This is a genomic window from Pseudomonas triticicola, assembly GCF_019145375.1.
Taxonomy (GTDB): domain Bacteria; phylum Pseudomonadota; class Gammaproteobacteria; order Pseudomonadales; family Pseudomonadaceae; genus Aquipseudomonas; species Aquipseudomonas triticicola.
This window is the reverse complement of the sequence record NZ_JAHSTX010000001.1, coordinates 4,399,164-4,421,732: the sequence shown is the minus strand read 5'-3', so window position 1 is coordinate 4,421,732 and position 22,569 is coordinate 4,399,164. Positions and strand designations below refer to the sequence as shown.

Below are 22,569 nucleotides of genomic sequence, written 5' to 3'. Positions count from 1 at the left end.
CTGTAAAAAAAATTTGGTTCTGTCCGTCGCATTAGATTTTTTCTTCGAAAAATTACAAATCCAACTCGTGGTACGCCTCGGCCAAGCGTGGGGAGATTTGTTTCAAAACTTGACTGAAATTCCCCTCCAATGCGATATTGATAGTTAGCAAACTAACAGTGTCCGTTATCCCGTGTCCGATTCCCTCGACAGTCTCCAGATGAACATCAGCAGCGCCATGGTGGTGGCCGCCCGGCATTGGCGGAAGATCTGCCAGACCACGCTGGTCAACTACGGAATTTCCGAAGCCTGCGCCGTGCCTTTGTTGATGATCGGGCGTTTGGGCGAGGGCGTGCGCCAGGTGCAAGTCGCCCAGGCTGCGGGGATGGAGAGTCCTTCGCTGGTGCGCTTGCTCGATCAGCTGTGCCACGCCGGTTACGTCTGTCGCACCGAAGATGCCCAGGATCGCCGGGCCAAGTGCCTGAGCCTGACCGATACCGGTCGCGAGCTGGTGCAGGCGGTGGAGGCCGAGCTGGTGCGCTTGCGTCATGAGGTGCTGGAAGGCATCGAGCGCAGCGATCTGGAAGCTACGCTTCGGGTACTGAGGGCTTTTGAGGCGGCGAGTTCGCCTGTGGTGGTCAATTCTTGAACGGTTTTTTCACTGGCATGCCGCCGGCCCGTGACTGGTTTTACGGGGTCCGTACTTTTGCAGCGTCGATGATTGCGTTGTACATCGCCTTGCTCATGCAAATGCCGCGTCCTTATTGGGCGATGGCCACGGTGTATATCGTCTCCAGCCCGTTTCTCGGCCCGACCAGCTCCAAAGCGCTGTACCGCGCGGCGGGCACTTTCCTGGGCGCGGCGGCGGCGGTGCTGTTCGTGCCGATGTTCGTGCAGAGCCCGTATGTGCTGGTGGTGGTGATCGCGTTGTGGACCGGCATTCTGCTGTTCATGTCCCTGCATCTGCGCACCGCCAACAGCTATGCACTGATGCTGGCCGGTTACACCTTGCCGCTGATTGCCCTGCCGGTGGTGGATAATCCGCTGGCGGTGTGGGACGTGGCCGAGGCGCGTACCGAAGAGATTTTCCTTGGCATCGCCGTCGCTGCGGTGGTCGGTGCGATGTTCTGGCCGCGTCGGCTGGCGCCGGTGTTCAACGATGCCGTGAGCAAGTGGTTCGCCGATGCGACGAGCTACAGCCTGAAGTTTCTCAGCCGCGATGTGCAGCCGGAAGAAGTCACCGCGCTGCGCATGGCCATGGTCGCCAATTTCAACAGCCTCGAGTTGATGATCGGCCAGTTGCCCCACGAAGGCGCGCGGCCACAAACCGTGCGCAACACCAAGGAATTGCGCGGGCGCATGATCCATCTGTTGCCGGTGATCGATGCCCTTGAGGATTCGCTGTACGCCCTCGAACGCCGCACCCCGGAACTGGTGGAGAAATTCCAGCCGTTGCTGACCGCGACCCGGGAATGGCTGGGCTACGCGGACGCCAGTCTCGAGCGCTGGCAAGCACTCAGAGATCAACTCGACGCGTTGCAACCGAGCGCCGAAGCGCTGGAGGAGCGCAAACAGTTGCTGTTCTCCAATGCGATCTACCGCCTCGGTGAGTTCATCGATCTGTGGCAGGACTGCCGCAGCCTGCAGGATGCGATTCTGTGCGAGCGCCAGGACAGCTGGCGCGCGGTGTACCGGCATTGGCGCCTGGGCCGGTTGACGCCGTTCATCGATCGCGGGCTGATGCTGTACTCGGTGACCTCGACCATTCTGGCGATCATCGTTGCTTCGGTGCTGTGGATCCTGCTTGGCTGGCCGGACGGCGGCAGCGCGGTGATCCTGGCGGCGGTGGCTTGCAGCTTCTTTGCCTCGATGGACGACCCGGCGCCGCAGATTTACCGGTTCTTTTTCTGGACCGGGATGTCGGTGCTGTTCGCCAGCCTTTATCTGTTTCTGATTCTGCCCAACCTGCATGATTTCCCGATGCTGGTGCTGGCGTTTGCCGTGCCGTTCATTTGCGTCGGCACGCTGACCGTGCAGCCGCGATTCTACCTCGGCATGCTGCTGACGCTGGTCAATACCTCGTCGTTCATCAGTATTCAGGGTGCTTACGACGCTGACTTTTTCGCCTTTGCCAACTCCAACCTCGCCGGGCCGCTGGGGCTGTTGTTCGCTTTTATCTGGACGCTGGTGGCGCGACCGTTCGGCGCCGAGCTGGCGGCCAAGCGTCTGACCCGGTTCAGCTGGAAAGACATCGTCAGCATGACCGAGCCGGCCAGTCTGGCCGAGCATCGGCATTTGGGCGTGCAACTGCTCGATCGGCTGATGCAGCACCTGCCGCGTCTGGCCCTGACCGGTCAGGACACCGGCATCGCCATGCGCGAAGTGCGTGTCGGTCTGAATATGCTCGATCTGCTTGCCTACACCCCGCGCGTCACTGGCGTGCCAAACGCCCTGCTGCGACAAGTGGTGGGCGAGGTCGGCGAGTATTTTCGCGCCTGCCTCAAAGCCGACGAACGCCTGCCGGCACCGAGCGGTCTGCTGATGACACTCGATCGTACCCGCCGAGCGCTGAACGGCCAGGGCGACGATGAAACCCGTCGACACCTGTTGCACGCTTTGAGCGGTCTGCGTCTGGCCTTGCTGCCCGGCGTCGAGTTCGTCTCCAGCGCCGAGCCCGAAGAACCGCTGCCCGATGGAGCGCCCCTATGATCGGTGATCTGGATATCAGCGGCATCTTCCTGCCGACCCTGCTGGTGCTGATGGGCATCACTTATGTGCTGTTTTTGTTGGTGCATGGCGTGCTGCAACGCCTGCACTTTTACCGTCTGGTCTGGCACCGGGCATTGTTCAACGTGGCGCTCTACGCCGTGCTGCTGTACGGCGTGGACTCACTCAGTCGATACCTGATGACATGAAAAAACCGTTTCTGACCATCGGTCGCGTGGTCCTGACCCTGCTGATCGTGACTTTTGCCGTTGTCCTCGTCTGGCGCATGGTGATGTATTACATGTTCGCGCCGTGGACGCGAGACGGCCACATTCGCGCCGACATCATCCAGATCGCCCCTGACGTTTCCGGGCTGATCCAGCAGGTCGAGGTAAAGGACAACCAGTTGATCAAGCGTGGCCAGGTGCTGTTCAGCATCGACCAGGATCGCTTCAAACTGGCCCTGCGCCAGGCCAAGGCCGCCGTTGCCGATCGCCAGGAAACCCTCGCCCAGGCCCAGCGTGAAGCCAAGCGTAACCGTGGCCTCGGCAATCTGGTGCCGGCCGAACAGCTGGAAGAAAGCCTGTCGCGCGTCGCCCGTGCACAGTCGGCATTGGCCGAGGCCTTGGTGGCGGTCGATAGTGCGCAGCTCAACCTCGATCGCTCGGTGATCCGCAGCCCGGTCGACGGTTACGTCAACGACCGCGCGCCGCGTCCGCAGGAATTCGTCACCGCCGGGCGCCCGGTGTTGTCGGTGGTCGACAGCAACTCCTTCCACATCGACGGCTATTTTGAAGAAACCAAACTCGACGGCATCCACGTCGGGCAATCGGTGGATATTCGCGTGATCGGTGACCGCGCCAGGTTGCGCGGGCATGTCGAAAGCATCGTCGCCGGCATCGAAGACCGCGACCGCACCAGCGGCAGCAACCTGCTGCCCAACGTCAACCCGGCGTTCAGTTGGGTACGCCTGGCGCAGCGGATTCCGGTGCGCATCGCTTTTGATGAGGTGCCGGCCGACTTCCGCATGATCGCCGGGCGTACCGCCACCGTGTCGATCATCGACGACCAGCATGAGGAGCCGCAGCCATGAGCAGGGGCTGGTTGATCGCCGGGTTGGGCGTGATGCTCTCGGCCTGTCAGATGGTCGGCCCGGATTATCAGGTGCCCACCGACGCGGCGGTGCAGCGCAAGGATATTCAGGGCGAGCTGGCAGTCGCCGGCAAACCGGTAATCTCGGCGCCGGTGCCGGCGGACTGGTGGCGGCTGTATAAAGACCCGCGCCTCGATCAACTGGTGCAGCAGGCCATGGCGTCCAACACCGATTTGCGTGTAGCGGCGGCGAACCTGTCGCGGGCACGTGCTCAGGTGGATGAAGCCGAGGCCGCTGGCGGCTGGAGCGGCGGGGTGAAAATGGGCGCGCAACGTTTGCAGGAATCCGGTCAGGCGTTCCTGCTGCCGGAGAAAGTCCCGGTGGCCAACATTGCCGATATCGGCATCAGCGCTTCGTACCAGTTCGACCTGTGGGGCACCTTGCAACGCGGCATCGAAGCGGCCAAAGCCAATGCCGATGCGACTCAGGCCGCAGCCGACACGGCGCGTATCACCTTGGTGGCGGACGTGGTTCGTGCTTACACCCAGGTCTGCGCAGCCAACGAAGAGCGGGAAATCGCCGAGCACTCTCTCGATCTGCAATCGCAGAGCACCACGCTGATCCAGCGCCTGCGCGATGCCGGGCGGGGCGACGAGACTCAGGTCACCCGTTCGCAGACCCAATTCAAATCCCTGCGCGCCGACTTGCCGCGCTATGAAGCAGCGCGTCAGGCCGGGCTGTTCCGTCTGTCGATGCTGCTGGCCAAACCGGTCGAACAGTTGCCGGCAGGTACCGCCAGTTGCGCCGAGTTGCCGAAGATCGCGCAACTGGTGCCGGTCGGTGACGGCGCTGCGCTGCTCAAGCGCCGTCCCGACATTCGTCAGGCTGAACGGCGCCTCGCGGCGGCAACCGCCGGCATCGGCATTGCCACCGGCGAGCTGTACCCGGACATCAGCATCGGCGCGACCATCGGCACCGTCGGCATCATTGATGACCTTGGCGACCCGTCGACCAACCGCTGGGGCTTTGGCCCGTCGCTGAGCTGGAAAGTACCGACCAACGGCGCCCGTGCGCGCATTCGTGAAGCCGAGGCCAACACTCAAGGCGCGCTGGCGCATTTCGACGGCGTGGTGCTCAACGCCATCCGCGAAACGCAGACCGGTCTGGCCCAGTACAGCGCGCTGCTGCAACGCCGCGATGCGCTGGCCGAAGCCGAGCAGTCGGCCAAGCTCGCCGCCGAGCAGACGCACCGCTTCTTCCAGGCCGGCCGCGAGTCGTTCCTTGCCGACCTGCAAGCAACCCGCACCTACACCGATGTCACCGCGCAACTGGCCGCCGCCAACACCCAGGTCGCGATGAGCCAGATCGATTTGTTCCTCGCCCTGGGCGGTGGCTGGGAAAGCGGACGAACGAACACCTCGAGCGCCAGCAAACCCTGAGGCCGTTGCTATGCTTTGAAGTGTTGGAGGGGCGCCCCATGCCAAGCGCTCCTGCAATGCACATTGCTCGTGCTGGCCCAGGGGAAACCAATAATGAAAAACCCTTACGCTCTCGGCTTCTGGTGCGCTCTGGTCGCACTGGTGCTGCTCTCGGCCACGTATTTCTACGGGATCATGCTGGCCCACCAGATCGACACGGCGATGATCTTTCTCGACAGCGCCGTTGCGCTGATCGCGGTGATGGCGATCGTCGTCGTCGCGTGGACCTCGATTCAGCTGCAACGGGTCAAGAAGCGCCAGCTCGAACGGGGCCGGATGCTCGTGCTGATCTGGGACACCAAAGTCGCCCTGCGCCGGGTCGAAACGGTGTTCGACCGCTACTTCTGGGGCAGCTACTGGCAGCCCGGGCGAACCTTCGCCGAAGTCATGGGCGAGCTCACCGGCACGCCGCTGGAAAAAAGCCTCGAAGCCCTGAAGAAGCAATGCCTGGAACTCGACAAGCAGATCGCCGATGACGGCTGGCACTGGCTGAACAACGCCCGCGAGCTGTCCGACGTCGCCACGGCCATGGCTCGTGAACGCTATCAGCTGGATTTCTGCGATGTGCGGGCGGATACCACCGGCGGAGCGGTGATCGATCGCGACTTTGAAGTGCTGGTGTATACCTGGACCGCGCGGCTGAAGAGCTTTGATCATCAGTTGGATGAAATCGAGGTTCAGTACTCCTGATTTGCTGTGAATCCACCGACCTCTTCGCGAGCAGGCTCGCTTCCACAGGTACAGCACTGTCCTGGTGGGAGCGAGCCTGCTCGCGAAGAGGCCCGCAAAAACACCGAAACTCTTCGCTCCTGCCGACTGTCCATTCCCCCCATAGACACTCTTTAACCTTTAAACATTGGGCCGGCGTCCGCGCCCGGTGCTAATCTCCACCGCTTAATTGCGCACAGTCGAGCCGCGACCCGATCCCGGGTTCAAGGAAGACGACTTCACCCACAGCCACGGAAACCGATCAGGTCATTCATGAATAAATCAGCAGGCGTGCTTCTCGGAATTGTTGTTGCCATTGGCGCGATCAGCGCAGGCGGGGCCTGGTACACCGGGACCAAGATCGAAGGCGTACTGAACAACGCCGTGACCAACGCCAACAAAGAGTTGCAGACCGCCATGGCCGGCTCCAACGGCACCGCGTCGCTGGAACTGGTGTCGCTGGAGCGCCACACCTTCACCAGCACCGCGCACTATCGCCTCAAGGGTGAAGGCGAAATGTTCGGTGATGCGCCGGTCGAGCTGCTGTTCGTCGACCACATCGAACACGGCCCGCTGCCGTTCTCGCGTCTGGTTTCGCTGAAGTGGCTGCCGGTCATGGCCACCAGCAACTATGAGCTGGAAAAGAGCCCGTCCACGGAAAAATGGTTCGCCGCCACCAACGGCGCCGCGCCGCTCAAGGGCGTGACCAACATCGGTTACGACGAATCGACCACCAGCACTCTGAATCTGGTGCCGTTCGAAACTGCGCTGGATGAGCAATCGAGCCTGAAGTTTTCCGGTCTGAGCATGGACATCGCCGCCAGCGCCCAGGCGCAGAAGGTCAAGGCCGACGGCTACATGGACAACCTGAAACTGGTCACCGTGTCGGAAGACCAGGCGCCGGTGCAGGTCGAGCTCAACGGTCTGACCCTGGCCAGCAACCTCGCCAAGAGCAGCTACGGCTACTACACCGGGGAAAACACCCTGGAAGTGACCAGCAGCAAAACCACCTTCGGCGCCAAGCCGATGGTGCTGGGCGTGAAGAACTTCGAAATGAAGAACCGCACCGAAGAAAGCGGCAGCAACGCCTCGGGGCGTGCCGACTACAAAATCGGCGAAGTGACGCTTAACGACAAGAAAGTCGGTTCGGCGGCCATGGCCATGAGCCTGAAGAACCTCGACATTCCGTCGACCATGTCGCTGATGCAGATCTACCAGACCAAATTGCAGCCGTATGAAAAAGCCGCCGCCGAGGCCGCTGCGCAGGGGTTGCCGGCACCGGAGCTGAATCTGACCGAAGCGGAAAACGCCCAGGTCAAAGCCGATCTGCAGAAGTTGCTGGCGGCCGGTCCGCAACTGGCGCTGGAGAATCTGTCGTTCAACACCGCCAACGGTGAAAGCCGCGCCAATCTGGTGATCGACCTGACCAAGCCGCAATCGATGGACCTGCCGCCGGATCAACTCGGCAAGCAACTGATCGCGCTGCTCGACCTGAACATTCAGGTGTCCAAGCCGATGCTCGTCGATCTGCTCAGCGTGCAGGCGCAACTCGATGGCCAGACTGACGCCAAAGCCATCGTCGATCAGTCCAAGGAAGCGGCGGACATGTTCGCCGGCATGGCGGTCGGCTCGCAATTGGCTGTCGCCGACGGCACCAACGTGGTGACCAAACTGCATTACGCGGCCAATCAGGTCGAATTCAACGGCCAGAAGATGACCGTCGAGCAGTTCATCGGCTTCCTGATGAGCAAGTTTGCCAGCGTCACCCAAGAGCAATAACCCAACCGCGTGCCCTCCAGACGCCCGGCCCCTGTGTAAACAGGCGCCGGGCGTTTTGCTGTACGGGTTTTGTACGGATGGGCGGAATCTGAACAATTATTGCGTTGTGAAAATTCGACTACGCTTGCGTGCAGACTGCCTCACCAAGCTTGGCCGAGGGCTGTCATCGTCGGCCACCGTTACGAATGGGCAAGGAGGGCATTGCGACCCGGCTGGCCATGTAAGGATGCTGACAAATGCCGCGTATTGATGGCCCTGTATTACATCGTGGTTTGCGCCCTTTGTTCCGATTCGCCCTGTGCAGCCAGTTGCTCTGGCCAGTGCTGGCGTTGGCCGACACACCCTACGACGAGATGGTGCGCGATGCCCGCGCCGGGCATTACACGCCTGCGCTGACGGTTTTGCGTCAGGTGCCGCCGGGCCAGGCCAGCGACGGCCAGATCAGCGACCACCTGCAAATCGCCAGTTGGGCCGGGCTCGATGCCGAAGTGGTCAAGGTCTATGAAACCCAGGGCCGCGACCGCGTCCTGCCGGTGCAGGCGCTGACCGCCGCGGCGCGTGCCTATCGCAACCTCAAGCGCTGGGATCAGGCTACCCAGGTCTACAACAAGGCGCTGGCGCTGGAGCCGGACAACGCTGACCTGCAACTTGGCCTCGCGCTGACTCAGGCCGATGCCGGCAAACCCGATCAGGCCGTTACCCGCGCCCAGGCGCTGGTCGCCGCCAAACCCGACGATCCGTCGCGCCGCCTGGCCTTGGGCTATGCCCTCGGCCGCGCCGGTAAACAGTACGATGCGCTGTTCGAATTCGATCAGGCATTTATCCGCGCCGGCAACAAACCGGAGGTGGCCCGCGAGTACGTGGTCGCCCTGCAAAAGGCCCGTCTGCCTGAACCGGCGCTGCGTCTGGCCAGCCAACGTCCCGGCCTGATTGATCCGGTGACCTTGCGCCGCCTCGAAGGTGATCTCGCCGCCGAGCGCGTGCGCCTCGCCGAACTGGCCACGCGCAGCGAACAGGAACGCTACGTCATTGCCGACCGCGCGCTGGCCGATTACGACAAATTGCTCGCGACCTGGACCCCTGACGCCACTGCCCACGATGACGTGACGCGCTGGCGCATCGACCGCATGGGCGCGCTCAAGGCCCGCGCGCGCACTGCCGACGTCATCAGTGAATACCAGAAACTGCAAGCCGAAGGCGTGGTGATTCCGACCTACGCGCTGCGCTGGGTGGCGGCGTCTTATCTGGATCAGCGCGAGCCTGAGATTGCCACCGATCTGTATCGCCAGGTGCTTTCGGCGCCGGACGCCGATGTCGGTGATCGCCTCGAAGACACCACTGCGCTGTACTACTCGCTGCTGGAAAGTGACCGCGCCGACGAAGCCCGCAAGGTCGCCGAAGACGCAGCGAAAGCCCAGCGTCCGCGCGTCGAGCTCAAGGGCTTGCCGATCGGCAACCCCAACGACGAATGGATGGACGCCCAGCAACTCGCGGCCCAGGCCGGCACCTACGGTTCCGATCTTCCGCACGGCGATGAGCGCTTGCAGACGCTGGTCGATCAGGCGCCGGGCAACCTTGGCTTGCGTCTGGCCCAGGCCGATCTCTACCTCGCCCGCCAGATGCCGCGCCGCGCGGAAAGCCAGCTCAAGGAAACCGAGAGCATGGCCCCGCGCGATGCCGGCCTGGAAGTTGCTCAGGCGCGCACCGCGATGGAGTTGCAGGAGTGGCGGCAGAACGATGCACTGGTCGACGACGTGGTCGCGCGTTATCCGGACAACCGCCAGGTGCAGCGCCTGGCCCGCGAACGGGAAGTGCATGACATGGCCGAACTGCGCGTCGAAGCCTACGGCGGCAAGGCCAACGGTGGCGGCAGCGGCGATGCCGGTGCGGTCAGCGGCAGCCGTGATTTCGGTATCCAGAGCACGTTGTACAGCCCACCGATCAACGAAGATTGGCGCGTGTTCGCCGGCGCCGGTTATGCCACCGGTGATTTCGCCGAAGGCACTGGCCACCATCGCTTCCAGCGGGTCGGCCTGGAACGGCGCACCCGTGACATGACCCTCGAAGCCGAGGTGTCGAATCACGATTACGGCTTCGGTGACAAACAGGGCGCGCGCCTGGCGATTGCCCGCGACATCAACGATCACTGGCAATACGGCGGCAGCCTCGAATACCTCTCGGCGGAAACCCCGCTGCGCGCGCTCAACAGCGACATCAAGGCCAATGGCGGCAGTGCGTTCCTGCGCTGGCGCGCCAACGAAAGCCGCGAGTGGCGCGTGTCGGTCAGCCCGTCGCACTTCAGCGATGGCAACAACCGCGTCGAAGCCTTGGTGACCGGGCGCGAGGGCATCTACACCGCGCCGAACATTCAGGTCGACGCCGGCCTGGAAGTCGGCACCAGCCACAACTCGAAATCCGACGACGTGCCGTACTTCAACCCCAAGTCGGACTTCAGCGTGATGCCGCTGGTCAACGTCAATCACGTGCTCTACCACCGCTACGAGACTTCCTGGAGCCAGCAATTCCAGGCCGGCGCGGGCACCTATAGCCAGCGCGACCACGGCACCGGCGGCATGGCATTGCTCGGTTATGGCCAACGGTACGCCTGGAACGACGTGTTCGATGTGGGCGGCATGTTCAGTGTGATCAACCGGCCTTACGACGGTGATCGGGAAACTGATCTGCGTCTGCTCGTCGACCTCACTTTCCGCTTCTAGAAGAGTTTGAAGATGCCTTTTATCTCGCGTTTCATCCTTCTGCTGGGAGCGCTGCTGATCAGCGCCTGCGCCCAGCAAGCCCCGGCCTTCGCGCCGCCCTCCGAGCGCCCGGTCGCGGCCAGTGAACAACCGTGGCCAAAAAACCATGTGCTCGGCATTGCCTATCACGACGTCGAAGACCGTGATCCCGATCAGGCCGTGGTGGCGGTGCGCACCGAGCGCATGATCGAGCAGCTCGCCTGGCTGCGTGAGAATGGCTACAAACCAGTGACCGTCGACCAGATCATGGACGCACGCAAGGGCGGCCCGGAGCTGCCGGCGAGAGCGGTGCTGCTCAGTTTCGACGACGGTTATGCCAGCTTCTATACCCGCGTGCTGCCGGTGCTGCGCGCTTACAACTGGCCAGCCTTGCTGGCGCCGGTGGGCACCTGGATCGACACGCCGCTCAATCAACCGGTGGATTTCGCCGGCACGCCGCGTAACCGTGACAACTTCCTGACCTGGCAGCAGATCCGCGAAATTTCCAAGTCCGGTCTGGTAGAGATCGCCGCTCACACCGATGCCAACCACAAAGGCATCCTTGCCAACCCGCAGGGCAACCTGCAACCGGCCGCCGCGACCCGGCGTTATGACCCGGTGACCAAGCGCTATGAATCCGAAGCCGATTTCCAGGCGCGCATTCGTACCGACGTGAAGAACATTTCCGAGAAGATCCGCAAGGCCACCGGTTACAAACCACGGGTCTGGGTCTGGCCGTACGGCACCGCCGACGGTACCTCGCTGACTGTGGTAGGCGAGGAGGGCTATGAAATGGCCCTGACCCTGGACGACGGCCTCGACACCCTCGATAACCTGATGAGCGGGCCGCGCTTTCTCGTCGCGTCCGATCCTGATGGCGAGCATTTCGCCAACAGCATCGTCTCGGTGCAGGCCGAAGCGCCGATGCGCGTGGTGCATGTCGATCTCGACAACGTCTACGACCCGGACCCGGCCCAGCAGGACATCAACCTGGGCAAACTGGTGCAGCGCATGGCTGACCTGGGCGCCAGCACGGTGTTCCTGCAAGCCTTCGCCGATCCCAAGGGCGATGGTCTGGTGCATTCGCTGTACTTCCCCAACCGCCACCTGCCGATGCGCGCCGACCTGTTCGACCGCGTCGCCTGGCAGTTGCGCACCCGTGCCCATGTGAAAGTCTTTGCATGGATGCCGGTGCTGAGTTTCGAACTGGATTCGAAGCTGCCGCGTGTAACCCGCTGGGACCCGAAAACCGCCATCACCTCGGTCGATCCGAAGCAGTACAAACGCCTGTCACCGTTCAATCCCGAAGTGCGCAAGATCATCGGTGAAATCTATGAAGACGTGGCGCGGCTGACCTCGGTCGACGGCATTCTCTACCACGACGATGCGGTGCTTTCGGATTTCGAAGACGCCAGCCCGGATGCCTTGAAGGCGTACGCCGCTCAAGGTCTGCCGGGTTCGATTGCCGCGCTGCGCGACGATCCGGCAGCGATGCAACGCTGGACGCGTTTCAAGAGCCGCTACCTGATCGACTTCACCAACGAACTGACCGCGAAGGTCCGTGCGATTCGCGGCCCGCAAGTGCTGACCGCACGCAACATCTTCGCCGAGCCGATGCTCAATCCTGAAAGCGAAGCGTGGTTCGCGCAGAACCTCGATGACTTCCTCGCCACCTACGACTGGACGGCGCCGATGGCCATGCCATTGATGGAAAAACAGACGCTGGCCGAGTCCGGCCCGTGGCTGGAAGAACTGGTCGCCACGGTGAAGAAACGCCCCGGCGCGCTCAACCGCACCGTGTTCGAATTGCAGGCGCGTGACTGGAACCAGAAGGATCAGGCCGATATCGACGCCGTGCATCTGGCGGACTGGATGGGCCGGCTCAAGCGCCAGGGCGCGACCAGTTTCGGTTACTACCCGGACAACTTCCTCGACAACCTGCCAGACCTGAAAACCGTAAGGCCTGCACTCTCCAACAAATGGAATCCATAACATGCTGGATAGACTGTTAGCCCTGCTTGTTCTGGCGATTGTCCTTGGCGTTCCGCTGGGACTGATCTTCCTGGTGACCGGCCAGTTCCTGATGTCGTTCGTGTTCTTCTACCCGCTGTTCATGTCCGGGTTGTGGATCGCCGGCGGCCTGTATTTCTGGCTGCACTGGGAGCGCCACTGGCCATGGCAGGACGACACGCTGCCGCCGCCGCTGGAAGGCGAGCCGCTGATTTCGATCCTGATTCCTTGCTACAACGAAGGCGATAACGCTGCCGATACTATCCACGCGGCGCTGGCCCAGCACTACCCGAACATCGAAGTCATCGCGATCAACGACGGCTCCAAGGACAACACTGCCGCTGTGCTCGATGCGCTGGCCAAGGAAGATCCGCGACTGCGGGTTCTGCATCTGGCGGAAAACCAGGGCAAGGCTGTAGCCCTGCGCATGGGCGCGATTGCTGCGCGCAGCGAGTATCTGGTGTGCATCGATGGCGACGCCTTACTGGCCCCGAACACTGCGGCTTATCTGGTCGCGCCGATGCTGGATAACGCACGTCTTGGCGCAGTGACCGGTAACCCGCGGATCCGCACGCGTTCGACCTTGATCGGGCGGGTGCAGGTCGGCGAGTTCTCCTCGATCATCGGCCTGATCAAACGTACGCAACGGGTGTTCGGGCGTATCTTCACCGTCTCCGGCGTGATCGTCGCGTTCCGTCGTACTGCGCTGAACCGGGTCGGCTACTGGAGCCCGGACATGATCACCGAAGACATCGACATCAGCTGGAAGCTGCAACTGGATCACTGGAGCATCTTCTACGAACCGCGTGCGCTGTGCTGGATCCTCATGCCGGAAACCCTCGGTGGCCTGTGGAAGCAGCGTCTGCGCTGGGCTCAGGGTGGCGCCGAAGTGCTGTTCAAGAACATTCGCGGCATCTGGCAGTACCGCCATCGCTACCTGTGGCCGCTGCTGTTCGAATACTGCCTGTCCACCGGTTGGGCGTTCACTTTCCTGCTGTCGGTGATTTTCTGGGGCATGGGCAAGTTCATGGTGATGCCCGACGCGATCGCCGTCGATCACCTGATGCCGCCGGCCTTCACCGGTCTGTTGCTGGCGTTCGTCTGCCTGGTGCAGTTCGCTGTCAGCATCGTCATTGACCGGCGCTATGAGCCGGGTCTGGGCAAGACCATGTTCTGGGTGGTCTGGTATCCGCTGGTGTTCTGGCTCGTCAGTCTGCTGACCACCCTGGTCAGCTTCCCCAAGGTGTTGTTCAGCCAACACAAAAAACGCGCGCGCTGGGTCAGTCCTGATCGGGGTATCAAACCGCTGGGCGACGACCAGGAGGAAGTCATCAAATGAAAATTATCCGGACTCGCCAACGGCCCTTTCTGGTGGTGATCGACGTGATCCTCACCGTCCTGGCCTGGGTCGGCCTGCTGTTCCTGCTGGTACGCGGGTTATGGCCATTGATTGAAACCAGCGGCGGCCCGCGCATCGATCATTCGGCGTTCGATGCCTTGGGGACTCTGCAGGTTTATATGTGGGTGGCGCTGGTCAACGCGGTGATCCTGATCGGCTGGGCGCGTTACCAGCAACGCAAAAGCCGCAGCTTCGCCCAGCGCCGTTTGCCGTCGCCGGTAATTGGTGATGAAGGTCTGAGCAAGAGTTTCAAACTGTGCGATGAGCGTTTCCAGAAACTGCGCACGCCGGGGGTGATGACCATTCACAACGATCAGGACGGCGACATCAGCCATGTCGAAACGCATTTGTGGCCGCTTCAGCAGCAAGCACTACCGGCGCCGCTGGCACCTTTGGAGCATCCACGGGTGATCTTTCTGCATGCCGAAGAAGACGACAGTCGCGAGCCGGTGAAACGCCTGACCTGAACTCCACACGGCCTGTGTAGGAGCTGCCGAAGGTCGTTGTCAGGCCTGGATCAGCGTCCAGGCCTCTTTCATTTGCAGAGGTTGCTTCATTCGCTCAGCCAGCAGCGCCATTGCGCGTTGCTTGTCGCAGGCCACCGCCGCGACGACGATGCCGTCTTTTGCAAACAGGCCAATGAACGGCGGCTGTTCCGGCTCACCGCTGAACTCGACCTCGTCCCATTCCTGCGCGTGACCGAGATAGTCGTAGTTCTTGCCAAAGTGGTAGGTCCAGAAAAACGGCACATCCAGATAATGTTCCTCGCCACCGAGCATGTTGGCCGCAGCGATGCGCGCGTGTTGCTGGGCCAGGCGCCAATGCTCAATGCGGGTTGGCTGGCCGTTCAACGGAAACGTGGCGATATCGCCGATGGCCCACAGGCCACCGCTGACGCGCATGCCGTCATCGACACGCAAGGATTGGTCTTCTTCCTTGGGCAATGATTCGAAAGGTTCAGTGGCCGGGTGAACGCCGACGCCGGCGAGAACCAGATCCGCTGCCAAGCGCAGACCGTTGTCGAGCAGCACGCCCTCGACCTTGTCCTCGCCAAAGATCTCCGTAGCCTCGTGTTCGCTGATGAACTTCACCCCGTGCTCTTCGTGCAGGGCGCGAATCGCCTTGCCCACGGCCTCGCCGAATTGCTTGGCAAACGGGATTGCATGGCGTGCCAGCACGGTGACGTCGAGGCCGAACTCGCGCAGGGCTGAGGCGCATTCGAGAGCAATAAAACTGTCGCCGATGATCACCGCGCGCTGGCCCGGTTGAGCGGCGTTGATGATCTGTTCAGCCTGTGCTTTCGAACGCAGGACGAAGACGTTGGCCAACTCGGCACCAGGCAGCTTCAACGGATTGGGCGCGCCACCGGTGGCGAGTACAGCGGCGTCGTAGCGCAGGATGCCGCCGTTGTTCAGATGCAGCGTTTTGCCTGGGGCGTCGAGTGAAGTTACTTCGCCTTGCACGCGCTCAATCCGTTGCGCTTGATAGAACGCCTCATCGCGTAGCGGCGGCACTTCTTTCGGTGACATCTCTCCAGCGAGAACAAATTTGCTCAACACCGTACGGTCGTAGCCGGCATCCGGTTCGCCGTCGACCAGCACGATGCGCCCGCCAAAACCCTTCTCCCGCAACGCCGCCGCGCAAGCCGTACCCGCCGCCCCGGCGCCGACCACCACGAACGTTCTTGGGTCGTCAGCGGGCGGGGTGTGCGGATCGGGCAACGACTGGTCATCGACCCAGACTTCATCGCCGCGCAACTCCAGTGGATAGCGCTTGAGACTGTCCAGCGATGGCGGCTCGCACAGGCCACCGTCCTCGGCGCGGTACGCGGCCTTGTGCCAGGGGCAGATCAACCTGCCGTGACACATCGCCCCCTCGGCCAACGGTGCGCCGGCATGTGGACACAGGCCCTGAAACGCCCGCAACTCGCCGTTGGCACGCAGCAGGACGATCTTGCAGTCGCCGATTTCGACTTGCAGGCCACGGTCTTGCGGGACATCGGCGAAACGGGCGACACGGTGCAGGGACATTTTCGGCTTCCTCGCAGGCATTTCTCTTGTGAGTTGGCGGCGCCGCGCGAGGTTCAGCCATTTGCTACTGCCAAGGCACGAACGGTACAGCTATAGTTTGCGGGCCGACGACGGCCTCACTGCACAAGGTGCTCCCGGAATGACCCGATTGACCTCTCTCAACCCATGGCTGGCGGCCATCGCCGTGACCCTTTGCGTGCAGTTCCCGGCACAGGCCCAGGAGCGCTTCACCCTGAGCATCCCCGGCGTGTCGGATAACCGTCTGTTCACCTCGGCAGCGGCAAGTGACGCACCCGGTTGCGGCGGCAAGAACCAGTCGCCGGCGCTGAGCTGGAACGCCGGCCCGGCCGGTACCCAGAGTTACGCCATCGTCATGCACGACCCGGATGGCCAGAAAGGCTTGGGCGTCGATCACTGGATTCACTACGGCATCAAACCCACCACCCACCAGATCGCGGCCGGCGTCGGTGCCAAATCCGCGCTCGAAGGCGTCGGCGGCACCAACAGCAAAGGCAACACCCATTACATGGGCCCATGCCCGCCAGTGGGCGACAGCGCGCACCACTACATCATCCAGATCTACGCCCTCGACCTTGCCCCGGACGCCCTGCCTGCCGGCTTGACCCGCGCCGAAGTGATGGAAAAAATCAAAGGCCATGTGCTGCGTAACAGCAGCGCGGTGCGGCGTTATCACCGCTGAGGTTCGGCCGCTCACGGACGGCTGACTGCCCTGATTCCCCAGCCATTTGGCATTGCCCCGCGAAAACGCGCACTATCGAGCCATTGCCAATGCGCTGGAGGACACCGTGGCAGCAAAAATCGACCGCATCGCCCAGCTACTCAACTGCCCGGAAAAGGGCGAACAAATGCGGCGTGCAGTAACCGAGACACGTAAGGAATTTCTGCTGAATCAGCCGGAAGAAGACCTCGTTGAAGAAGACGAGGTATTTGACGAGGCTGAGGAGGAGGGGGACGACGATGAATATGATGAGTTTGACTGGACGACGGAGTGATGTGCTTTGAAATCCTACCTCCATTGGCGATGGATGCGTTTGACCCTTGACCGCGAATAGCTGACGCCTGCAAGCCGTTGGCTATTTGCTGATTGACCCAAGACTTCTTAAAAGAGCACTATTAGGTACTTTTTTACGTACCTTTGGAGTCGTTATGGAGCAGCTGCTTGCTAATCGCTCGGTGAGTATTACCGAATTGAAACGCAGTCCCAGTACGGTGATTGACCAGGCTGGGACAGAACCCATCGCCGTTCTCAACCATAATCGTCCGGCTGCCTATTTATTAGCCCATGCGACATATCAAGAACTATTAGATCGTCTTCGAGCGGCTGAATTGCGTGAAGCGATTGCTGCAAGTCGAAATGATCTTCGTCCGCCTGTTGCAGCCGATACGGTATTTGCGGAGCTTGATGCGCTTATAGATGGCATCGAAGCTGAGCAAAATCATGGATGAAGCGATTATTATTTTCTGAAATCTCTCGAGATGATCTGTTGCAGATTGCCCGCTATATCGCTCGTGACAATCCTGGACGTGCTCGTTCTTTCGTCGCCGAATTACGTATGCGATGTGCTCAATTGACCAGTTTGCAAAATCAAGGAATTGCCCGGGAGGATTGCGCCAAAGGTCTGAAAATGATCACTCACGGCAGATACCTCATTTTCTACTCAATATTGAAAAGTGATGTGCTGATAGAGCGGGTACTACATGGCGCGCGGGATATAACGCGGCTATTTGATACCCCCACCACGGATCAGCCTCAATAAGTCTCATATATCGTTACCCACAAAAAAGCCCCGGACCATCACAGTCCGGGGCTTTCTCGTTTGATTCATGGTGCACCAGGCGGGATTCGAACCCACGACCCCTGCCTTCGGAGGGCAGTACTCTATCCAGCTGAGCTACTGGTGCAGCGGGCGACATCATACCTAGGTCGGCTCGGGGCGTCCATGCCGGGTTTGGCGGGTTTTGTCAGTGTGCGTGTCGGTGCAAATCGCTGCATTCCTTAAAGCGGTAACGTCCTGCAAAACCCTCGCTTGGCGCTTTGCCGGGGTTGATCTAAGGTTTTTCCTGCGGCACGGGTTTTCAGTACGTTGATCTGAAAAGCGGCATTTTTGTTCTTTTTTTCGAACGACCTATTGTCCTTTACCCCCTTTGAACCTACGATCCGTTTGAGATTTCAAACGCTCTTTGGCGGGATGTTGCAGCGCAGGTGCGCCCGGTCGTGCACTGTTGATGCGCCACAATCCGCTCACTGATTTCCCTGACGGCAGCCTTGCGAGGCGCCTTTCTACAATCATAATTTGCTCCGCGCAGGCCGCGGTGCTGTTAAGGAAAGCCGACATGCAGCTTAAAGATACCCAGTTGTTCCGCCAGCAAGCCTTCATCGATGGCGCTTGGGTCGATGCCGACAACGGTCAGACGATCAAGGTCAACAACCCGGCCACCGGCGAAATCCTCGGCACCGTGCCAAAGATGGGCGCCGCTGAAACCCGCCGTGCCATTGAAGCCGCTGACAAAGCGCTGCCGGCCTGGCGTGCACTGACCGCCAAAGAGCGTGCCGGCAAGCTGCGTCGCTGGTTCGAACTGATGATCGAGAACCAGGACGACCTCGCGCGCCTGATGACCCTCGAGCAAGGCAAGCCGCTGGCCGAAGCCAAGGGCGAAATCGTTTACGCCGCATCGTTCATCGAGTGGTTCGCCGAAGAAGCCAAGCGCATCTACGGTGATGTGATTCCAGGCCACCAGCCGGACAAGCGCCTGATCGTCATCAAACAACCGATCGGCGTCACTGCCGCGATCACCCCGTGGAACTTCCCGGCGGCAATGATCACCCGTAAGGCCGGCCCGGCACTGGCCGCTGGTTGCACCATGGTGCTCAAGCCTGCTTCGCAAACCCCATTCTCCGCTTTCGCTCTGGCCGAACTGGCACAGCGCGCGGGCATTCCGGCGGGTGTGTTCAGCGTGGTGTCCGGCAGCGCCGGTGACATCGGCAGCGAGCTGACCAGCAACCCGATCGTGCGAAAACTGTCCTTCACCGGCTCGACCGAAATCGGTCGCCAGTTGATGGCCGAATGCGCCAAGGACATCAAGAAAGTCTCGCTGGAACTGGGCGGCAACGCGCCGTTCATCGTGTTCGACGACGCCGATCTGGATAAGGCCGTCGAAGGCGCGATCATTTCCAAGTACCGCAACAACGGCCAGACCTGCGTCTGCGCCAACCGTCTGTACATTCAGGACGCGGTCTACGATGCGTTCGCCGAGAAGCTGAAAGTGGCTGTGGCCAAACTGAAGATCGGCAACGGTCTGGAAGATGGCACCACCACCGGCCCGCTGATCGACGAAAAAGCCGTGGCCAAGGTTCAGGAACACATCGCTGATGCCGTAAGCAAAGGCGCCACCGTACTGGCTGGCGGCAAGGCGATGGAAGGCAACTTCTTCGAGCCGACCATCCTCACCAACGTGCCGAAAAACGCGGCCGTGGCCAAGGAAGAAACCTTCGGTCCGCTGGCGCCGCTGTTCCGCTTCAAAGACGAAGCCGAAGTGATCGCCATGTCCAACGACACCGAATTCGGTCTGGCCTCATACTTCTATGCACGTGACTTGGGTCGTGTGTTCCGTGTCGCCGAAGCGCTGGAGTACGGCATGGTCGGCGTCAACACCGGGCTGATCTCCAACGAAGTCGCGCCGTTCGGCGGCATCAAGGCCTCGGGCTTGGGCCGTGAAGGCTCCAAGTACGGCATCGAAGATTACCTGGAAATCAAATACCTCTGCCTGGGCATCTAAGCCGGAAAGGGATCGCTGCAAACGCAGAGGGCACGAGAGCGCTGTCCCTTTGCGTCGTTTTAAACAGGAATTTTCTCTGCGGCCAGGAACGCCGTGGCAGTCGATCATCGCATGCTGCCACCGCCGATTTCTCCCGCTTCATCCTTGAACCACGCCGCCCGATGAGCGGCGAATGAGGACTGTAATGAGCAAGACTAACGCTGAACTGATGGCCCGTCGTACCGCAGCTGTTCCACGTGGTGTTGGCCAGATTCACCCGATCTTCGCCGAGTCGGCAAAGAACGCCACCGTGACCGACGTTGAAGGTCGTGAGTTCATCGACTTCGCCGGCGGTATCGCTGTACTGAACACCGGCCACGTGCACCCGAAAATCATCGCCGCCGTGACTGAACAGCTGAACAAGCTGACCCACACCTGCTTCCAGGTACTGGCCTACGAGCCGTACGTTGAGCTGTGCGAAAAAATCAACGCCAAGGTGCCGGGTGATTTCGCCAAGAAAACCCTGCTGGTCACCACGGGTTCCGAAGCCGTCGAAAACGCCGTGAAGATCGCCCGTGCCGCCACTGGCCGCGCTGGCGTGATCGCGTTCACCGGCGCTTACCACGGTCGCACCATGATGACTTTGGGTCTGACCGGTAAAGTCGTGCCGTACTCGGCGGGCATGGGCCTGATGCCAGGCGGCATCTTCCGCGCGTTGTACCCGAACGAACTGCACGGCGTGAGCATCGACGATTCGATCGCTTCCATCGAGCGCATTTTCAAGAACGATGCCGAGCCGAAAGACATCGCCGCGATCATCATCGAACCTGTTCAGGGTGAGGGTGGTTTCTACGTCGCGCCGAAAGAGTTCATGAAGCGTCTGCGCGCGCTGTGCGACCAGCACGGCATTCTGCTGATCGCTGACGAAGTGCAGACCGGCGCTGGCCGTACCGGCACTTTCTTCGCCATGGAACAGATGGGCGTTGCCGCCGACCTGACCACCTTCGCCAAGTCCATCGCTGGCGGTTTCCCGCTGGCCGGCGTGTGCGGCAAGGCCGAGTACATGGACGCCATTGCTCCGGGCGGCCTGGGCGGCACCTACGCCGGTAGCCCGATCGCTTGCGCCGCTGCCCTGGCAGTCATGGAAGTGTTCGAAGAAGAGCAACTGCTGGACCGCTGCAAGGCTGTCGGCGAGCGCCTGGTCACCGGTTTGAAGGCGATTCAGGCCAAGTACCCGGTCATCGGTGAAGTGCGTGCGTTGGGCGCAATGATCGCGGTCGAGCTGTTCGAAAACGGCGACAGCCACAAGCCGAACCCGACTGCCGTGGCTGCCGTGGTGGCCAAGGCGCGTGACAAGGGCCTGATCCTGCTGTCCTGCGGCACTTACGGTAACGTGCTGCGCGTGCTGGTTCCGCTGACGTCGCCAGACGAGCAACTGGACAAAGGCCTGGCGATCATCGAAGAGTGCTTCTCTGAACTCTGATCCATTGCTGTGACCCGCTCGACAAAAACCCGCTTCGGCGGGTTTTTTTACGCCCCTTGAAACACAACGGCGGTGTTTGCGCTGTAACGAATGGCCGGTATTGGCTAAGGTTCAGGCATTGCAAGGAGAGCGCGCATGACTGCCGTTGATTTACCCGCCGTACCCCGGGTGCTGATTGCCGAGGCTGATCCCTGGTCCCGTGACCTGCTCAAACAAGTGCTGCTCAATGTGCGCTGCGATGCGCGCCTGGATTTGTGTGCCGATGGCCAGCAGGCGCTGTCGTTGCTCAGCGAGGTGCCCTATGACTTGGCCATCGTCGATTGGGAGCTGCCTGGCATCGACGGATTGCATGTGCTGCGCAGCGTCCGCCAGCGCAAACGCAATCCGCCGTTGCCGTTCATTCTGATGAGCAGCCGCAACGACAGCGCCAGCGTGCGCGAAGCGATTCCGCTCGCGCCGACGGCGTACCTGACCAAACCGTTGAACATGGAAGGCCTGACCGAGCGCTTGCAGGGCTTGCTGCTCAACGCTGGCGAAGCGGTGGTTTGCGAAGTGCCGGTGCTGGCGCCGGGCATGACCCTGTCGGTGTTCCTTGAGCGGCGTCGCGAGCAGGCCGATGGCGCGCCGCTGATGACCGACGTGCAAGTGGCGGTCAAGCGCAGCCTCAATCCCGAGGGGCTCGACCTCAAGCTGCTGGAGGAAGAGGTGCGCACCGATCCGCAGATTACCGCCGTGCTGATCGCAGCCGCCAACAGTGCCGCGCAACACTACGGCGCGCCGGTGCAAACCCTGGCCCAGGCGCTGCACCGACTCGGCACCGGGCAGAGCATGAACCTGATTCTCGGCCTGGCGCTCAAACGCAGCGCGCGGCTCAGCGATCCATGCCTGGCGGATTACGCCGAGCGCTATTGGGGGCTGTCACTGCACACGGCGGAATACGCCCGCACGCTGGCGCGCCTGCTCGATCTGGATCAGGAGCGCTGCTATTGCGCCGGGATGCTGCATCGGCTCGGTGATCTGGCGCTGCTGCGCTGCCTGCAGGAATGGCAGCAGGCCGGCGGCGAGCTGGACGAGTTGGAGGAGGTCGGTGAAGCGTTGGCGAAGTTTGGCGCTTCTTATGGCTCGGCATTGCGCACCCGCTGGCGTCTGCCGCTGGAGTTGCGCGAGTTGATTGCTTCGGCCTACCAGCTCGGTGGTGGCGTTTACAGTCGCGAGGCGCTGGTGATGCACATGGCCGCGCAGATGGCGCGGCTGACCGAGCATGAAGGTGTCGAGGAGCTGGCGAAGAGCCGGACGGCGCGGTTGCTCAAGATCGGGCTGCCGGAGTTGATGCGGATGCGCAAATGACAGATCACCACATTCCAATGTGGGAGCGAGCCTGCTCGCGAAGGC

19 protein-coding genes and 1 tRNA gene are annotated in these 22,569 nt (G+C 61.5%); 18 read left to right on the top strand and 2 right to left on the bottom strand.

Translation table 11 applies throughout. The annotated features are described in order from the left end of the window. Positions 1 to 199: 199 nt before the first annotated feature. The 11 genes from KVG85_RS19495 to pgaD all read left to right on the top strand — a co-directional run bounded on the left by KVG85_RS19495 (position 200) and on the right by pgaD (position 14,354). Positions 200 to 628, top strand: coding sequence for a MarR family winged helix-turn-helix transcriptional regulator (locus KVG85_RS19495; RefSeq protein WP_016772266.1), 429 nt, complete (start codon positions 200 to 202; stop codon positions 626 to 628). Next, complete coding sequence (locus KVG85_RS19490; protein WP_122508368.1) at positions 625 to 2,688, top strand: FUSC family protein; 2,064 nt, start codon at positions 625 to 627, stop codon at positions 2,686 to 2,688. The genes KVG85_RS19495 and KVG85_RS19490 overlap by 4 nt, the downstream gene beginning before the upstream one ends. Beyond that, positions 2,685 to 2,894 (top strand): DUF1656 domain-containing protein, encoded by a 210-nt coding sequence (locus KVG85_RS19485; RefSeq protein ID WP_016772264.1) that lies wholly within the window; start codon positions 2,685 to 2,687, stop codon positions 2,892 to 2,894. The genes KVG85_RS19490 and KVG85_RS19485 overlap by 4 nt, the downstream gene beginning before the upstream one ends. Further along, positions 2,891 to 3,778 carry an efflux RND transporter periplasmic adaptor subunit gene (locus tag KVG85_RS19480; protein ID WP_217864704.1) on the top strand — a complete coding sequence of 296 codons (888 nt, stop codon included), beginning with the start codon at positions 2,891 to 2,893 and terminating at the stop codon, positions 3,776 to 3,778. Before KVG85_RS19485 ends, KVG85_RS19480 begins: the two co-directional genes overlap by 4 nt. Further along, positions 3,775 to 5,217 (top strand): efflux transporter outer membrane subunit, encoded by a 1,443-nt coding sequence (locus KVG85_RS19475; protein WP_217864703.1) that lies wholly within the window; start codon positions 3,775 to 3,777, stop codon positions 5,215 to 5,217. Before KVG85_RS19480 ends, KVG85_RS19475 begins: the two co-directional genes overlap by 4 nt. 93 nt (positions 5,218 to 5,310) lie before the next feature. Beyond that, positions 5,311 to 5,946, top strand: coding sequence for an NADH:ubiquinone oxidoreductase subunit N (locus tag KVG85_RS19470; RefSeq protein ID WP_071174014.1), 636 nt, complete (start codon positions 5,311 to 5,313; stop codon positions 5,944 to 5,946). Between the two features lie 291 nt (positions 5,947 to 6,237). Then, positions 6,238 to 7,743 carry a YdgA family protein gene (locus tag KVG85_RS19465; RefSeq protein ID WP_217864702.1) on the top strand — a complete coding sequence of 502 codons (1,506 nt, stop codon included), beginning with the start codon at positions 6,238 to 6,240 and terminating at the stop codon, positions 7,741 to 7,743. Positions 7,744 to 7,979: 236 nt separating this feature from the next. Next, on the top strand, positions 7,980 to 10,460 hold the full coding sequence (gene pgaA / locus KVG85_RS19460; RefSeq protein ID WP_217864701.1) for a poly-beta-1,6 N-acetyl-D-glucosamine export porin PgaA: 2,481 nt from the start codon (positions 7,980 to 7,982) through the stop codon (positions 10,458 to 10,460). A gap of 12 nt (positions 10,461 to 10,472) precedes the next feature. Further along, positions 10,473 to 12,470: a poly-beta-1,6-N-acetyl-D-glucosamine N-deacetylase PgaB gene (pgaB, locus tag KVG85_RS19455; RefSeq protein ID WP_217864700.1), complete on the top strand. Its 1,998-nt coding sequence runs from the start codon at positions 10,473 to 10,475 to the stop codon at positions 12,468 to 12,470. 1 nt (position 12,471) lies between these two features. Next, positions 12,472 to 13,827 (top strand): poly-beta-1,6-N-acetyl-D-glucosamine synthase, encoded by a 1,356-nt coding sequence (pgaC, locus tag KVG85_RS19450; protein ID WP_122698860.1) that lies wholly within the window; start codon positions 12,472 to 12,474, stop codon positions 13,825 to 13,827. Continuing rightward, the gene (gene pgaD, locus KVG85_RS19445) at positions 13,824 to 14,354 is read left to right on the top strand and encodes a poly-beta-1,6-N-acetyl-D-glucosamine biosynthesis protein PgaD (protein WP_016772255.1); all 531 of its coding nucleotides are present in this window, start codon (positions 13,824 to 13,826) and stop codon (positions 14,352 to 14,354) included. The genes pgaC and pgaD overlap by 4 nt, the downstream gene beginning before the upstream one ends. A gap of 39 nt (positions 14,355 to 14,393) precedes the next feature. Here pgaD and KVG85_RS19440 read toward each other — a convergent pair whose 3' ends face one another. Continuing rightward, positions 14,394 to 15,917, bottom strand: a complete 1,524-nt coding sequence (locus tag KVG85_RS19440; protein ID WP_217864699.1) for an FAD-dependent oxidoreductase — start codon at positions 15,915 to 15,917, stop codon at positions 14,394 to 14,396. Between the two features lie 139 nt (positions 15,918 to 16,056). On the opposite strand from KVG85_RS19440, the gene KVG85_RS19435 reads away from it, so the two are divergent. The 4 genes from KVG85_RS19435 (at position 16,057) to KVG85_RS19420 (ending at position 17,695) form a co-directional block, all read left to right on the top strand. Continuing rightward, positions 16,057 to 16,617, top strand: coding sequence for a YbhB/YbcL family Raf kinase inhibitor-like protein (locus KVG85_RS19435; RefSeq protein WP_217864698.1), 561 nt, complete (start codon positions 16,057 to 16,059; stop codon positions 16,615 to 16,617). Between the two features lie 46 nt (positions 16,618 to 16,663). Continuing rightward, positions 16,664 to 16,930 (top strand): hypothetical protein, encoded by a 267-nt coding sequence (locus KVG85_RS19430; RefSeq protein ID WP_217864697.1) that lies wholly within the window; start codon positions 16,664 to 16,666, stop codon positions 16,928 to 16,930. Positions 16,931 to 17,084: 154 nt separating this feature from the next. After that, positions 17,085 to 17,384, top strand: coding sequence for a type II toxin-antitoxin system Phd/YefM family antitoxin (locus KVG85_RS19425; RefSeq protein WP_133337568.1), 300 nt, complete (start codon positions 17,085 to 17,087; stop codon positions 17,382 to 17,384). After that, a complete protein-coding gene (locus tag KVG85_RS19420) occupies positions 17,381 to 17,695 on the top strand; it encodes a type II toxin-antitoxin system RelE/ParE family toxin (protein ID WP_217864696.1) in 315 nt (104 codons plus the stop codon). The genes KVG85_RS19425 and KVG85_RS19420 overlap by 4 nt, the downstream gene beginning before the upstream one ends. A gap of 68 nt (positions 17,696 to 17,763) precedes the next feature. Here the strand turns inward: KVG85_RS19420 and KVG85_RS19415 are convergent. Continuing rightward, positions 17,764 to 17,840: transfer RNA gene (locus KVG85_RS19415), tRNA-Arg, on the bottom strand. Positions 17,841 to 18,272: 432 nt separating this feature from the next. Between KVG85_RS19415 and gabD the strand changes: the two genes are divergently transcribed. The 3 genes from gabD (at position 18,273) to KVG85_RS19400 (ending at position 22,524) form a co-directional block, all read left to right on the top strand. Next, the gene (gene gabD / locus KVG85_RS19410) at positions 18,273 to 19,715 is read left to right on the top strand and encodes an NADP-dependent succinate-semialdehyde dehydrogenase (protein WP_024011131.1); all 1,443 of its coding nucleotides are present in this window, start codon (positions 18,273 to 18,275) and stop codon (positions 19,713 to 19,715) included. A gap of 184 nt (positions 19,716 to 19,899) precedes the next feature. Further along, positions 19,900 to 21,177: a 4-aminobutyrate--2-oxoglutarate transaminase gene (gabT, locus tag KVG85_RS19405; protein WP_003220503.1), complete on the top strand. Its 1,278-nt coding sequence runs from the start codon at positions 19,900 to 19,902 to the stop codon at positions 21,175 to 21,177. Positions 21,178 to 21,312: 135 nt separating this feature from the next. Continuing rightward, entirely contained in the window at positions 21,313 to 22,524 is a 1,212-nt protein-coding gene (locus KVG85_RS19400; protein ID WP_217864695.1) for a response regulator, read from the top strand. Positions 22,525 to 22,569: the final 45 nt, after the last annotated feature.

What these genes read in the sequence shown, in the direction of transcription:
- KVG85_RS19495 (WP_016772266.1), top strand. Translation starts at nt 200, where the DNA reads ATGAACATCAGCAGCGCCATGGTGGTGGCCGCCCGGCATTGGCGGAAG.
- KVG85_RS19485 (WP_016772264.1), top strand. Translation starts at nt 2,685, where the DNA reads ATGATCGGTGATCTGGATATCAGCGGCATCTTCCTGCCGACCCTGCTG.
- KVG85_RS19480 (WP_217864704.1), top strand. Translation starts at nt 2,891, where the DNA reads ATGAAAAAACCGTTTCTGACCATCGGTCGCGTGGTCCTGACCCTGCTG.
- KVG85_RS19475 (WP_217864703.1), top strand. Translation starts at nt 3,775, where the DNA reads ATGAGCAGGGGCTGGTTGATCGCCGGGTTGGGCGTGATGCTCTCGGCC.
- KVG85_RS19470 (WP_071174014.1), top strand. Translation starts at nt 5,311, where the DNA reads ATGAAAAACCCTTACGCTCTCGGCTTCTGGTGCGCTCTGGTCGCACTG.
- KVG85_RS19465 (WP_217864702.1), top strand. Translation starts at nt 6,238, where the DNA reads ATGAATAAATCAGCAGGCGTGCTTCTCGGAATTGTTGTTGCCATTGGC.
- pgaA (WP_217864701.1), top strand. Translation starts at nt 7,980, where the DNA reads ATGCCGCGTATTGATGGCCCTGTATTACATCGTGGTTTGCGCCCTTTG.
- pgaB (WP_217864700.1), top strand. Translation starts at nt 10,473, where the DNA reads ATGCCTTTTATCTCGCGTTTCATCCTTCTGCTGGGAGCGCTGCTGATC.
- pgaC (WP_122698860.1), top strand. Translation starts at nt 12,472, where the DNA reads ATGCTGGATAGACTGTTAGCCCTGCTTGTTCTGGCGATTGTCCTTGGC.
- pgaD (WP_016772255.1), top strand. Translation starts at nt 13,824, where the DNA reads ATGAAAATTATCCGGACTCGCCAACGGCCCTTTCTGGTGGTGATCGAC.
- KVG85_RS19440 (WP_217864699.1), bottom strand. Translation starts at nt 15,917, where the DNA reads ATGTCCCTGCACCGTGTCGCCCGTTTCGCCGATGTCCCGCAAGACCGT.
- KVG85_RS19435 (WP_217864698.1), top strand. Translation starts at nt 16,057, where the DNA reads ATGACCCGATTGACCTCTCTCAACCCATGGCTGGCGGCCATCGCCGTG.
- KVG85_RS19425 (WP_133337568.1), top strand. Translation starts at nt 17,085, where the DNA reads ATGGAGCAGCTGCTTGCTAATCGCTCGGTGAGTATTACCGAATTGAAA.
- KVG85_RS19420 (WP_217864696.1), top strand. Translation starts at nt 17,381, where the DNA reads ATGAAGCGATTATTATTTTCTGAAATCTCTCGAGATGATCTGTTGCAG.
- gabD (WP_024011131.1), top strand. Translation starts at nt 18,273, where the DNA reads ATGCAGCTTAAAGATACCCAGTTGTTCCGCCAGCAAGCCTTCATCGAT.
- gabT (WP_003220503.1), top strand. Translation starts at nt 19,900, where the DNA reads ATGAGCAAGACTAACGCTGAACTGATGGCCCGTCGTACCGCAGCTGTT.
- KVG85_RS19400 (WP_217864695.1), top strand. Translation starts at nt 21,313, where the DNA reads ATGACTGCCGTTGATTTACCCGCCGTACCCCGGGTGCTGATTGCCGAG.